The following is a 13,499-nucleotide window of genomic DNA, read 5'->3' on the forward strand; positions in this document are numbered from 1 at the left end:
GCGGCGCGGGCGGTCGCCCAGCAGGCGCGCAATCTCGGCCTGTGCCTCATCCGTGAACTGACGGCCCTTGGGCGTGCGCCGCCCCTTGCCTTTACCTGACTTCCAGACGCCCTTTGGCGCGCCTGCTGGCTTGGTATCCAATGGTGCCATGATGCCCTCCGACTGACGCCCCGGTCTCTCATCAGCTCATCATATCGTCAAATCGCAAATCTCAATCGCACGATAACGACAAATTATCACCGTAAAGAGGTCACCACCCGCCGCAGCGCCGCCACCGTCGGCAGTTCCGGATCGCGTTCCAGCGTTGCCAGACAGATCGGTTTCGACACCTCGGGTTCGACCAGCGGCAGCACCTTTGTGCCCTCCGGGTCGCCCAGCGCCCGGATCAGCACGCGCGGTACCACCGCCGCCGCCAGCCCCTCGCGCGCCATGACCATGGCGGCGGTAAAGCCGCTGGTCTCGGCCACCACGCGCGGATGCAGGCCCAGCTCGGCAAAAATCCGGTCGAGGATGCGACGGTTCTGCATCTGCGGTTCCAGCAGGCACAGCGGAAACTCGGCCACCCGCGCCCACGGGATCGACCCGGTTTCGTCGGTCATATGCGCTGGCACCAACAGCACATAGCTTTCCTCGTAAAGCGGCTGCACATGGCGCAGATCGGTGCCGATGCTGTCGCCATAGGTGATGCCCGCATCGATTGTCCCCTCGTCCAGCCCCTGCTGGATCGCGGTCGAGGACATCGAGTCGATCCGCGCCACGATCTTTGGATGCGCCTGATGCAGCCGCCGCACCAGCCGACCGGTAAAGGCCAGCGCCGTCGGGATCACGCCCAGAATCAACGAACCGGAAATCTCGCCCCGGATCGACGCGACCTCCTGTTCCAGCGCCTTGGTGTCGCCCAGAATGCGCCGCGCCCGGCGCACGATCATCTCACCCTCGTCGGTCAGACCCTGAAACCGGTTGGCCCGGCGCACGATGGTGATGCCCAGCCGCTCCTCCAGATTGCGGATGCGCATCGAAAACGCGGGCTGAGAGATCCCGCATTCCTCGGCCGCCTTGGCAAAATGGCGATGCCGCGCAAGGGCACTCAGCAGTTGCAGGTCTCGCAATTCGATCATGAGCGGTCCTTGGTCCAAAGTGCGGGTACATCAACATACCGCCCGACGCACCAAGTGTAAGCCCTCGCAATGGCTCCGGCAGAACACGATACCTGTCCGAGGCCTAACAAATCGACAGGATGAATTCCCAAAGAAACGCGGCTTTGGCCAGCACCGAAAAATGATAGTCGGCAATACGCAGGACAATGAGCCCGAGCATGCCCCACATTGCAATCATAAGGCCCAGCAAAAGGGGGTCGCGTTGTTGCGAGACAAAGATCAGGCGCAACTCCCGTTCCCGCCGATACAGGTCTTCGACATCCGCCAGCTGACGTGCCATCAACATCTTTTGCGATCCCTTGCCATAAGACACTGCTGCGATCAGGGACAAAGGCAGGAACGTCGACCGCGTCGGTAAAATCTTACTCAGGAACCATTGCCAGACAGTTTTGATACCGCCTGTCAGAACTGTGGTCGAAACACCCGAACCTTCGGTTTGTGCTTTTATTCTTTGGGGGCGGGCACAAGGCAGACTGATTGCCGACATTGCGCCGTCCCGATATCGTTTCGCTATCATATACGTGAAATCCGGACAATTCAGGGCACGGGCATCTGCGAAGTTCCGCCGACTCTAACACGGAAACCCGGCGTTGCTATCATGCGCAGTCTGGCTGAGCGGCCCATGAGAACACCAAGCCCTACCAACCAATGTTTCTGAAAAACCTCCAAGTCCCGGCATATTCGGCCGCGCCGACCCAAATCGCTGAGAAATGGCAAAAAATGCCCGAAAATGATAGGATGGCCGCAATCGAGGGGGTAATCGATGACGCGCAGGTGTTTTCTTTCGGCAATAACGGTCCTGACCCTGTTCCTGTCTTCTGCCTGGGCCAACAACACCGCCAACAAGACCGATCCGGATGCCGATCTTCTGTTGCAATACAGGACCATCGTCAAACTCGAACACGACTCGCGCCACCTGTACCACCTGCAATCCCAGGCGCTCATTGCGGTGCATGGCGGCTGGGTCACACCCGTGACCAAGGAAGGATCGGAACTGGATTCGCTGTCCGGCGTTCCCAGACAAATCGTTCAGGCCGATCTGAACCAGTTGAAGGCCCGCATCCGGCGCGGTGAGTTTTCACCGGAATTCGCCTCCCAACTCCAGCCCATCATCCTGGATCTGGAAGAGGCTATAGCGTTGTGCCTGCTGGTCGCCGACCTGCTCAAATCCGGGCAAGACCTGCAGGCAAACGAGGTCTATCGCACCCGATCCCTGCCGCTGTTCGAAAAGATCTGGCGCCAGACCTATACCCTGACGCGCGATACCGAGCGCCGGTTTTAAACCGATGATCCGCCGAGATCCGCCAGCACGGCTTTCCTCGCTAAACGACGAACCGGCGCTCAGATAAGCAGTTCCGCCCCTTCCGCGGACGTCGTATGATCGTACGAAGAAGGGGGAAACAAGGTGACGCGCCGGCTTGCAGCGATCATGATTGCGGATGTGGTGGGGTTTTCCGCCCTGATGGCCTCGGACGAGGCCGGAACGCTTGCCGCGCTCAAGCAGCATCATGCCGACCATTTCGACCCCCAGATCACCCGCCGCAACGGTCGCATCGTCAAACTCGTGGGCGACGGATTTCTCGCCGAGTTCACCTCGGTCGTGGACGCGGTGGAATGCGCGCTGGCGATCCAGCAGACCCTGTCGCTCGTCGACGACGCGTTCGCCCTGCGCATCGGCATCAACCTCGGCGATGTGATCGTCGATGGCGACGACATCTATGGCGACGGGGTCAATGTTGCGGCCCGGCTGGAAAGCCTGTCGGAACCGGGCAGCATCTGCCTTTCGGGTCCCGCCCACGATATGGTTGTCGGCAAGGTCGACTGCGCCTTCCGCGACCTGGGGCTGAAACAGCTGAAAAACATCGCCAAGCCGGTTCATGTGTTCCAGATCGCCTCCGGATCACCCGCGCCGCACTCATCTGCGCCCGCCACCCCCGAACGCTACTCCATCGCAGTGCTGCCGTTTTCCAACATGAGCGGCGATACCGAACAGGAATATTTTTCGGACGGCATCGCCGAGGACATCATCACCGACCTGTCCAGGATCTCGCGATTGTTCGTCGTCGCCCGCAACTCGACCTTTGCCTACAAGGGCCAGTCGGTGAACGTCCGCCAGATCAGCACCGATCTGGACGCGATGTTCATCCTCGAAGGCAGCGTTCGCAAGTCGGGCAACCGGGTGCGGGTGACGGCCCAGTTGATCGACGGCCAGACCGGCGGCCATTTGTGGGCCGAACGCTATGACCGCGACCTCACCGACGTGTTCGAGGTGCAGGACGAAATCACCCGCAACATCGTCGACGCCCTGAAAATCGTCATCGCCCCGAAAGAGAAAAAGGCCATCGAACGCGTGCCCACGCGCAACCTTCAGGCCTATGACTGCTATCTTCAGGGTCGGCAACTGATGCACAGCATGAGCCGTGACAACCTCGAAAATGCCCGCAAACTGTTCCTCAGGGCGGTAGAGCTGGACCCCGGCTATGCAATCGCGCTGACCGGCCTGTCCGACTGCGACGCGACCTATTACCATTTCTACTCGTCCGAACCCGAGATGCTCGATACCGCCGAAGCCAACAGCCGCCGCGCGCTCGAGGTCGCGCCGGGCATGGCCGAGGCCCACGCTTCACTCGCCTTCGTGTTGATGCTCAAGGACGACGCCGCTGGTGCAATCCGCGAATTCAACACCGCGCTTGAAATCGACCCCATGCTGTACGAGGCATTCTGGAACTTCGGCATGTTCCATGTGGTCCACAATGATTTCGAGACCGCGGCAGACCTGTTCCACAAGGCCGCCAGGGTGCGGGGCGACGATCTGCAATCCAAGATGATGCTGATGACCCTGTGGAAGGAACTTGGCCACAGGGACAGAATGCTGACCCTCGCGCACGAGACATTCTCGATCGCCAGCAGGCTGTTCGAATATGACGACCGCAATGTGCACGCCGCCTATATCGGCGCGTTCGCCCTGATCCATCTCGGTGATCGCGACAGGGCGCTGGACTGGCTGCAAAAGGCCGTTGATGTCGCCCCCGCCGATCCGCGCTCGACCTACAACATCGCCTGCGCTTATTCGATGCTCGGGGATCGCGACAACGCCCTCGCGTATCTCGGGAAATCGATCATGGAGGGCCGGCCGATCCGGATGATGAAATGGGCCACCGAAGACCCCGATCTGGCCCCCCTGCGCCAGGACCCCCGGTTCGACGACCTGATGAAGATATGGCGCGCACGGATGAGCCGCCCGCCCGCACAAACGTGACGGGCGGCAGCCCGCACATCATTGACTCGAATCGCAATCCTTCAATATCATTCGTACACAAACAAGAATGGGCATCCGGGGAGGGGCGGCTGTTTGAGGTATCTCGCACCGACTGAACTTAGCGAAGCACTTGATGCCCTGGCCGCTGGCGGGGCCAGAATCGTTGCGGGCGGCACCGATTTCTATCCGTCCAAGCCGCAGGGCGCGTTGCAGACCGACCTTCTCGACATCACCCGCATCGGGGGCCTGCGCGGCATCCGGCGCGAAGATGGCCACTGGCGCATCGGCGCGGCCACACGGTGGAGCGATATCACCCGCTTGCAACTGCCCCCCGCCTTTGCCGGCCTGCAGGCGGCCGCGCGCGAGGTGGGCAGCATCCAGATTCAGAACGCCGGAACCGTCGCGGGCAACCTCTGCAACGCTTCACCTGCCGCCGACGGCGTGCCACCCCTGCTGACGCTCGACGCGCAGGTCGAGATCACCTCGATCCGGGCGACCCGCAGCCTGCCCCTGTCCGACTTCATCACCGGTGTCCGCGCAACCGCGCTCGAACCGGGCGAGATGGTGACGGCGGTGCTGATCCCCGCCCCGCCCGACAACGCCACCGGCAGCTTTGAAAAGCTGGGCGCGCGGCGCTATCTGGTGATCTCGATCACCATGACCGCGGCCCTGATCGCGCTGGATGACGACAACAGGATTGCCGAGGCCCGCATCGCGGTCGGCGCCTGCTCGCCCGTGGCGCAGCGCCTGACCGCACTGGAACAGGAGTTGACCGGCAAGACGATTGCCGAGGTGGATGTGCGCGACGCCCACCTCGCCCCGCTCACCCCGATCGACGACATCCGCGGCAGCGCGGCCTATCGCGCGGATGCGGTGGCCGAACAGATCCTGCGCGCAATTCACAAGGCCGGAGGTTCCGATGGACGGTCGGGTTGATGACGCACTGATCCAGTTCAGGCTGAACGGCGAATCCGTTGCCGTGCGCCCCCGCCTGGGGGAACGCCTGTCCGAGACACTGCGCGAACGCCTGTCGGCACGCGACGTCAAGATCGGCTGCAACGCCGGCGATTGCGGGGCCTGCACCGTGCTTGTCGATGGCGAGGCCGTCTGTGCCTGTCTCACGCCCACGCATCAGGCGGCGGGACAAACGGTCGAAACCCTCACCGGCCTGACCCGGAACGAGCCGGTAACCCAGCGCCTTGCCGACAGCTTCCACGCCCACGGCGCGGCGCAGTGCGGTATCTGCACACCCGGCATGCTGGTCTCGGCCACCGCCCTTCTGCGCCGCGACCTGCGCCCGGAAGAGAACGAGGTCAAGGATGCGCTCGGCGGCGTCCTGTGCCGCTGCACCGGCTATCGCAAGATCATCGATGCGGTGGTGCAGACCTATCGTGAGCCGATCAGGCGCGAATACCACGACGACCATATCGGCGCGGCCATCCCCCGCCTCGACGGGCTGCCCAAGGTCGCGGGCACCGAAGCCTTCGGCGACGATGTGGCCCCGGCGGGCACGCTCGAACTGTACGTGATCCGCTCTCCCCATCACCGTGACGCCTTCGAATTTGGCGACCTCGACGCCTTTGCCGCCACTCCGGGCATCGCCGCGGTGCTGACGGCGGCGGATGTGCCAGGGCGCAACCTCTTCGGCACCATTCCGGGCTTTGTCGACCAGCCCGTATTCGCCGCCGGCGAGACCCGGTTCCGGGGCGAGGCCGTGGCCGCCATCGTCGGAACACCCGACACCATCGCCGCCTTCGATCCGCGCAGCTTCCCGGTCACGTGGACGGAACTGCCCGCGACCACGGGCATGGCCGAGGCGATGGCCAGGGGCGCCCCCCTGCTGCACCCTGACCGCGCGGGCAATGTCATGACCTCGGGCTTCGTCAGACATGGCGATGCCGAGGCGGCGCTGGCCCGCGCCGATATCGTGGTCCAGGGCCGCTTCCGCTCGGGTTTTGTCGAACACGCCTATATCGAACCCGAGGCCGGGTTTGCCCATGTCGTGGACGGGCGCGTGCATGTCCACGCCTGCACCCAGGCCCCGGTGATGGATCTCGAAAGCCTTGCCGACATCCTCGCCATGGAGCGCGACCAGATCCGCATCGTTCCCACCGCCACCGGCGGCGGGTTCGGGGCCAAGCTGGATATCTCGGTGCAGCCCTATCTCGCCATCGCCGCCCTCAAGACCGGCCAGCCGGTGCGCCTGACCTATTCCCGCACCGAGTCGATGCAATCGACCACCAAGCGCCACCCCTCGGACATGCACCTGCGCATCGGCGCCACCAAGGATGGCAAGCTGTGCGGCATGACCTTTGACGGTCTTTTCAACACCGGCGCCTATTCCAGCTGGGGGCCGACCGTCGCCAACCGCGTGCCTGTCCACGCCTCCGGCCCCTACCGGTTCACCGACTACCGGGCCGAGGCCAAGGGCATCCACACCCACTGCGCCCCCTCCGGCGCCTTCCGCGGCTTCGGGGTTCCTCAATCGGCGCTGGCACAGGAAAGCCTGTTCGACGAACTGGCCGACAGGCTGGGCATCGACCGGCTGGAATTCCGCATCTCGAACGCGCTGGAAAACGGCGTACCGACAATCTGCGGTCAGGTCTTCGATCAGGGCGTCGGCATCCGTCCCTGCCTAAAAGCGCTGCGGCCCGCGTGGGAAACCGAACGCGAACAGGCCACCGCCTTCAATGCCGAAAACCGGACCCTCAAACGCGGTGTCGGCATCGCCGCCGGGTGGTACGGCTGCGGCAACACCTCGCTGCCCAACCCCTCGACCATCAAGGGCGGCATCCGCGCCGACGGCACGCTGGTTCTGCATCAGGGCGCGGCCGATATCGGGCAGGGCGCAAACACCGTCATCGCCCAGATCTTCGCCACCGCGCTTGGCCTGCCCACCACGCAGCTGACCCTGATCGGCCCCGACACCGACGTCACGCCCGACGCCGGCAAAACCTCGGCCTCGCGCCAGACCTACGTCACCGGCAAGGCCGCGCAGCTGGCGGGCGAAGCCCTGCGCGCGGAGATCCTGTCGCGCGTCAACGCCAGCCCCGAGGCAGAGCTGACCCTCACCGGCCCGACCCTGCAGATCACCGACGGCGACCGCACCCACGAGATCGATCTCGCCCCCCTGCCTGCCGATGCCCAAGGTTACGTCCTGCGCGCCGAAGAGACCTATGATCCGCCCACCAAACCGCTTGACGAAAACGGCCAGGGCATCCCCTATGCCCAATTCGGCTATGCCGCGCATCTGGTGGTGGTCGAGGTCGACACCCGGATGGGCACCGTCAAACCTCTGCGCTTCACCGCCGCGCATGACGTGGGCCGCGCCATCAACCCGATGATGGTCGAGGGTCAGGTCGAAGGCGGCATCGCACAGGGTTTGGGCATGGCCCTGATGGAAGAATACATTCCCGGCCGCACCGAGAACCTGCACGACTACCTGATCCCCACGATCGGCGACATGCCCCCGGTCGAAACCCTGATCATCGAAGAACCTGACGCGCACGGCCCCTATGGCGCCAAGGGGCTGGGCGAACACGCCCTGATCCCCACCGCGCCCGCAATCCTGAACGCGATCAAGGATGCCTGCGGGGTGCGCCTCTATCAGGGGCCCGCCACGCCATCGCGCCTGCGCGAAGCATTGAAAGACCACGCCAATGGCCACTGAACGCGTCAAACCCGAGAAAATCCGCTGCGACGCCTGCCCGGTACTCTGCTACATCGCCGACGGGCGTTCGGGCGCCTGCGACCGCTATGCCAACCACGGCGGCGAGCTGGTGCGCCTCGACGCGCTGACCGTGATCGAACACACCAACCAGAAACTGGTGCCCTTCATGGAGGGCGGCACCCCCGGCGACTGGGATGGCGACATCCTGCAGGGTCACCGCCCCTTTGTCACCGCCGTGGGCGCGGGCACCACCTATCCCGACTACAAACCCGCCCCTTTCATCGTCAGCCAGCAGGTCGAAGGCGTCGACATGGTCACCGTGGTGACCGAAGGCATCTTCTCCTATTGCGGGGTCAAGGTGAAGATCGACACCGACCGCCATATCGGCCACGAACGCGATGTGGTGCGGGTCGACGGCGAACCCATCGGCCATGTGATGACCAGCGAATACGGCTCCAAGATGCTGTCGCTGGGCGGAGTCGAACACCTGACCGGCGGCTCCAAGAAAGAGGGCCGCGTGACCTGCGATGCCCTCCTGAAGCTCTGCAACCGCGAAGCGGTGGAAATGGTCATCGGCGAGCCGGGCCACGAAACCACCGTTGTGGTTCAGGCAGGCAAAGCCCCCATCATCAACGGGGTCGAGGAAAAGCTGATGCGCGTCGGTTGCGGTTCTGCCGCCATCGGCATGTTCGCCAAGCAATGGACGGGCCATGTGGACGAAGTGGTCGTGGTCGACGATCACATCACCGGCGTGCTCAGCGAACATCAGGCAGGCCGGATGCTTGACGTGCCGCACACGGGCATCCGCATCAAGGGCCGCCGCTCGACACCGGGCCGCTATTTCCAGGTGGCCGAGCCCGGCACCGGCTGGGGCGGCACCGACATCACCGACCCGCTGGTGATCCTGGGCGAGTTCAAGCCCGAGGTCGCCTGGCCCGGCCTGCGCCTGCTGATGGTGTCCACCACGGGCGAGCAATATGCCTATTTCGAGCTTGACGACACGCTCACCCCGCGACCGGTGCAAATCCCCGACCGGCTGAAAGCTTCGGCCGACCTGATTGCCGAAAACTGCGAACCCTCTGTCTGTTCGGTTCTGTTCATGGGGGGCGCGGGCGGGTCGCTGCGCGCTGGCGTCACCGAAAACCCGGTGCGCCTGACCAAGTCGGTCAAGGACGCGCTGGCCTTTGTCACCTGCGGCGGCGCCGAAAGCTATGTCTGGCCCGGTGGCGGCATCACCGTGATGGTCGACGTGCTGGACATGCCGACGCAATCCTTCGGCTATGTGCCGACACCCGCTTTGGTCGCGCCCATCGAGTTCACCATGCGGATCAGCGACTATGCCGCACTTGGCGGGCATATGGGCGAGGTGAAACCGGTCGCTCAGGTCGTCTCCGAAAACGCCCGCGTCCTGCCGCCCGACGAACATCACACCGACCCGACCGACCGCAAGCATTTCCGGTGGGCGCGCTGACATGGGGCCGGTTGCCGCCATACTCCCCTGCGGAACCCGGCTGCACCTGCAGCACGGCCCCATCGACCTGATCATCGGCGCGGACGGCGAACGCGACCGCGCCTTTGATGCCGCCCGTGCCCGGTTCGACACCATTCTTCAGGAACTGGTGGACGAACTGGAAACACTGCGTGCGCCCATGACACCGGACAGGCCCGGACCCTCGGGGCCAACCGCCCGCAGGATGCATTCCGCGACCCTTCCCCACTGCGCCCGTTTTGTCACCCGCATGGCTGCGGTCGCCGGGGCCGTCGCCGACGAAGTACTGGGCGCGATGCTGTCCGCCGCCGACCTGCGGCGCGCCTATGTCAACAATGGCGGCGACATCGCCATACATCTGGCCGGAGACGAGCGCTTTTCGATGGCGATGCAGGATCTGCACGGGCGCAACCTTGGCCGCATCACCGTTCACGCGTCTGATGGCATTGGCGGTCTCGCCACCTCGGGCCTCGGTGGGCGCAGCCTTTCCTTCGGCATCGCCGACAGCGTCACCGTCCTCGCCCGCAACGCGGCCTCGGCGGATGTCGCAGCGACCCTCATCGCCAACGCGGTTGACCTGCCCGGTCACCCGGCCATCCGTCGGGTTCCCGCCAATCAGGTGCAGGATGACAGCGATCTGGGTGACCGTTTGGTGGCGACAGGCTGCGGCGATTTGAGCGAAAACGAGGTCTGCCAGGCTGTACAAAACGGACAACAGGTGGCTGAAACCATGTACAAAACGGACAAGTTGCGCGCCGCACACCTGACCCTGCGCGATCAGTCCCGTCTGGTGGGCAGTTGTGGAATGGTCTCGGCAACCCGGCAGGAGGTTCTGGAAATTGCATAAAGTTGAATTGCGGAAAACCGTATCCTCATTGGAGGAAATCTATCACGAAGGCGGCCCGGCCTCGGACACACCGCTGCGCCGCGCCTCGGTTCTGGCGATCATCAGGAACCCGTTTGCGGGGCGTTATGTAACTGATATTCAAGGATTTATGGAAGATCTCAAACCCCTCGGACTGCAAATGGCGCAAAAGCTGATCGACATGCTGGGCGGGCCCGGGAATGTCGAAGGATACGGCAAGGGTTCGCTGATCGGCGAAGGTGGCGAGTTGGAACACGGCGCGCTCTGGCACGCCCCCGGCGGCTATGCAATGCGCCAGCTGCTTGGGAAAGCCAACGCAATCGTCCCTTCTTCCAAGAAAGTCAGTGGGTTAGGCGCAAGACTCGATGTCCCGATCACCCATATCAACGCCGCCTATGTGCGCAGCCATTTCGACAGTATGGAGGTCGGCTGCAACGACGCCCCACGCGCCGACGAGATGGCTTTTGCGCTGGTAATGACAACCGGCCCGCGCATTCATTCCCGCTCAGGCGGGCTGGAAGCCTGGCAGATCAAGGGAGAGGATGGATTGAGATGACAAAAATCCGCAAAATTGCCGTAAATGTCGAAGAAACCCACATTGAATCCGGGCGCGGTATCAATCCACCAACACGCAAGGCTGTCGCCGTCGCGGTGATCGAAAACCCCTTTGCCGGACGTTACGTGGAAGACCTGAGCGAGTTGATCGAAACCGGCGCGGAACTGGGTGAACTGCTGGGCCGCCGCTGTGTCGAGGCGCTGGGGATTGCCCCGCAACAGGCTGAAAGTTATGGAAAATCTGCGATGGTTGGCGAGAATGGCGAGCTGGAACATGCCGCCGCGATCCTGCATCCCAAGCTTGGCGCGCCCCTGCGCAAGGAGGTCGAAAAGGGTGCGGCGCTGGTGCCGTCCTCCAAAAAGATGGGCAGCCCGGGCCAAGTGCTGGACGTGCCGCTGGGCCACAAGGACGCCGCCTATGTCCGCAGTCATTTCGACGGTATCGAGGTCCGGCTGAACGACGCCCCTCGTGCCAACGAAATCATGGTGGCCGTCGCCGTCACCGACAGCGGCCGCCCCCTGCCCCGCGTTGGCGGGTTGACGGCAGGCGAGGCCGAAGGCAAGGACGGGTTGCGTTAAACCGTTAGAAAGAATATTGGAACCGGCACGAATTGAACCCGGCGGCACCCAGTGCAGAAGTGAAATGGCAACAGACGACACGGCATATGTTCTGGACGATCAGGTCGGCTATTTGCTGCGCCTGGCCAGTCAGCGTCACGCGGCGATCTTTCAGGCCCACACGATCGAGGGGCTGACCGCCACGCAGTTCGCGGCGCTGGTGCGGATCTCGGAAAAGGGCAAGTGCTCGCAGAACCACCTTGGACGTCTGGCGGCCATGGATGTTGCGACGATCAAGGGTGTCGTGGACCGGTTACGCGACAAGGGCCTGACGCTTACCGAACCCGACCCTGCCGACAAACGGCGTACACTTATTTCGCTATCTCCAGTTGGCGCGGCTCTGGTTGAACGGATGCAAAAAGTGGGCCGCCGGATCACCGCCGAAACATTGGCCCCGCTCACTGCCTCCGAGCAGCGAAGCCTCAACAGGCTGCTGCGCAAGATCGCCTGAAATCAGGCTAAAACTTGCGGCAGTCGTGTTGCCGGCGGCGTATTGCGGCTGCGCTCTGAACGGACGACACCATCAATGATGGTCATGCCCACGCCGGGCAAATTGCCCAGTTGAACCGATTCAAGGATGGTCTTGCCCGGCGCGTGCTGCGCCTGATCCATCAGCACGAAATCCGCACAATAGCCGCGTTCAATCAACCCAGTGTCCAACTCTCGCTGGCGGGCCGTATTACCATTGGCAAAGCAGAACGCGATTTCGGCCGGAACGTCGCCCAATGACGACAGCATCGCCACCATACGCAGAATTCCCAACGGCTGGACGCCCGATCCGGCAGGACCGTCGGTGCCCAGAATGATCCGGTCCATCTGCCTGAGTTCACGCGCCGTGTTGAGCGTGAGCAAAGCAGCACGTTCATTGCCGTTATGTACAATCTCAAGACCTGCAGTACAGTTTTCACACAAACACATGATCTGATCATCCGGCAGCGCGGAATGCCCGCCATTGATGTGTCCGATCACGTCCGTTCCGGTTTCCAACACCATATCCGCGTCGATCAGGCCTGAGCCGGGGATCGACGGCCCCCCGGTATGGATCGTGGACTGGATGCCGTATTTCCGCGCCCAGTCGACCATCTGTCTGGCGGTCTTACCGTCCTTGACGGTGCCCAAACCCACCTCACCCAACAGTTTGACGCCGGCGTCCGCCATCTCCTTGAAATCCTGTTCGACCATGCCGTGCTCGATCACCGGCGCGCCCGCGTGCACCTTGACACCCGAGGGACGAAAATTCTCGTACCAGCGCTGCGAGGCAATCGCCATCGCCTTGAGGCCAACGATATCCTTGGGCCGACCGGGCATATGCACCTCGCCCGCCGAGATCAGCGTTGTCACCCCGCCATGCAACGTCGAGTCGATCCAGTGAAGCTGTTGCTGGCGCGGGGTATAGTCACCCACGACCGGGTGCACATGACTGTCGATCAGACCCGGTGCAAGCGTCACGCCATGTGCATCGATTTCGGTATCCGCGCCTTCGGTATCGAGATCGGCCTCATACCCCCAATCGGCGATTTTGCCGTCGACCGCGATCAGGCAGTCGCCGTCATAGATCGGGTGCTCCATCTTGCCGGACAGGATAAGGCCAATGTTCCTGATGACGAGTTTGGCAGACATCGCTTCCTCCCTTGCGATAGGCCGGTGTTTGTTAGCATACCAATAGTTTTGGGGCGTGCGTCAAGCATAGTGTTGATTTGGCGCACCTCGAAACGTCCGGCACAATTGTCCAAAGCTCGAACTTGGATGCGCCATCGAGCGGCAAAAGAAACACCCCCAAGCTTGCCGTTAGTCAGACTTCACAGAGACACCGGAAAAATCCCACCCGCAAAGGCTGCAACAATTGGCGCGGTCAAAGCAAAGCCCGAACGCAAGTGCTCGCTGAG

12 protein-coding genes are annotated in these 13,499 nt (G+C 63.1%); 9 read left to right on the forward strand and 3 right to left on the reverse strand.

The genetic code is table 11. From position 1 onward, the window contains the following. Positions 1-236 precede the first annotated feature (236 nt). Positions 237-1,118, reverse strand: a complete 882-nt coding sequence (locus AC2FNB_RS18255; RefSeq protein WP_496748322.1) for a LysR family transcriptional regulator — start codon at positions 1,116-1,118, stop codon at positions 237-239. A 103-nt stretch (positions 1,119-1,221) separates the two neighbouring features. After that, positions 1,222-1,644 (reverse strand): hypothetical protein, encoded by a 423-nt coding sequence (locus tag AC2FNB_RS18260; protein WP_480747865.1) that lies wholly within the window; start codon positions 1,642-1,644, stop codon positions 1,222-1,224. A gap of 276 nt (positions 1,645-1,920) precedes the next feature. On the opposite strand from AC2FNB_RS18260, the gene AC2FNB_RS18265 reads away from it, so the two are divergent. The 9 genes from AC2FNB_RS18265 (at position 1,921) to AC2FNB_RS18305 (ending at position 12,064) form a co-directional block, all read left to right on the forward strand. Continuing rightward, positions 1,921-2,439, forward strand: a complete 519-nt coding sequence (locus tag AC2FNB_RS18265; protein ID WP_480747866.1) for a hypothetical protein — start codon at positions 1,921-1,923, stop codon at positions 2,437-2,439. Between the two features lie 123 nt (positions 2,440-2,562). Continuing rightward, complete coding sequence (locus AC2FNB_RS18270) at positions 2,563-4,416, forward strand: TPR end-of-group domain-containing protein (RefSeq protein WP_496748323.1); 1,854 nt, start codon at positions 2,563-2,565, stop codon at positions 4,414-4,416. Positions 4,417-4,509: 93 nt separating this feature from the next. Continuing rightward, on the forward strand, positions 4,510-5,352 hold the full coding sequence (locus AC2FNB_RS18275) for an FAD binding domain-containing protein (RefSeq protein WP_480747868.1): 843 nt from the start codon (positions 4,510-4,512) through the stop codon (positions 5,350-5,352). Beyond that, positions 5,336-8,086 (forward strand): molybdopterin-dependent oxidoreductase, encoded by a 2,751-nt coding sequence (locus tag AC2FNB_RS18280; protein ID WP_496748327.1) that lies wholly within the window; start codon positions 5,336-5,338, stop codon positions 8,084-8,086. The genes AC2FNB_RS18275 and AC2FNB_RS18280 overlap by 17 nt, the downstream gene beginning before the upstream one ends. After that, a complete protein-coding gene (locus tag AC2FNB_RS18285) occupies positions 8,076-9,557 on the forward strand; it encodes a 6-hydroxynicotinate reductase (protein ID WP_496748324.1) in 1,482 nt (493 codons plus the stop codon). The genes AC2FNB_RS18280 and AC2FNB_RS18285 overlap by 11 nt, the downstream gene beginning before the upstream one ends. 1 nt (position 9,558) lies before the next feature. Further along, positions 9,559-10,422 carry a UPF0280 family protein gene (locus tag AC2FNB_RS18290; protein WP_496748325.1) on the forward strand — a complete coding sequence of 288 codons (864 nt, stop codon included), beginning with the start codon at positions 9,559-9,561 and terminating at the stop codon, positions 10,420-10,422. Next, a complete protein-coding gene (locus AC2FNB_RS18295) occupies positions 10,415-10,996 on the forward strand; it encodes an amino acid synthesis family protein (protein ID WP_496748326.1) in 582 nt (193 codons plus the stop codon). The genes AC2FNB_RS18290 and AC2FNB_RS18295 overlap by 8 nt, the downstream gene beginning before the upstream one ends. Further along, complete coding sequence (locus AC2FNB_RS18300) at positions 10,993-11,574, forward strand: amino acid synthesis family protein (protein WP_480747872.1); 582 nt, start codon at positions 10,993-10,995, stop codon at positions 11,572-11,574. Before AC2FNB_RS18295 ends, AC2FNB_RS18300 begins: the two co-directional genes overlap by 4 nt. Positions 11,575-11,638: 64 nt before the next feature. Beyond that, complete coding sequence (locus AC2FNB_RS18305; protein ID WP_480747873.1) at positions 11,639-12,064, forward strand: MarR family winged helix-turn-helix transcriptional regulator; 426 nt, start codon at positions 11,639-11,641, stop codon at positions 12,062-12,064. Positions 12,065-12,066: 2 nt separating this feature from the next. Here the strand turns inward: AC2FNB_RS18305 and AC2FNB_RS18310 are convergent, their stop codons facing one another. Then, positions 12,067-13,233 carry an amidohydrolase family protein gene (locus AC2FNB_RS18310; RefSeq protein ID WP_480747874.1) on the reverse strand — a complete coding sequence of 389 codons (1,167 nt, stop codon included), beginning with the start codon at positions 13,231-13,233 and terminating at the stop codon, positions 12,067-12,069. Positions 13,234-13,499 lie beyond the last annotated feature (266 nt).

This window comes from Ruegeria sp. BHSB058, from assembly GCF_059613285.1.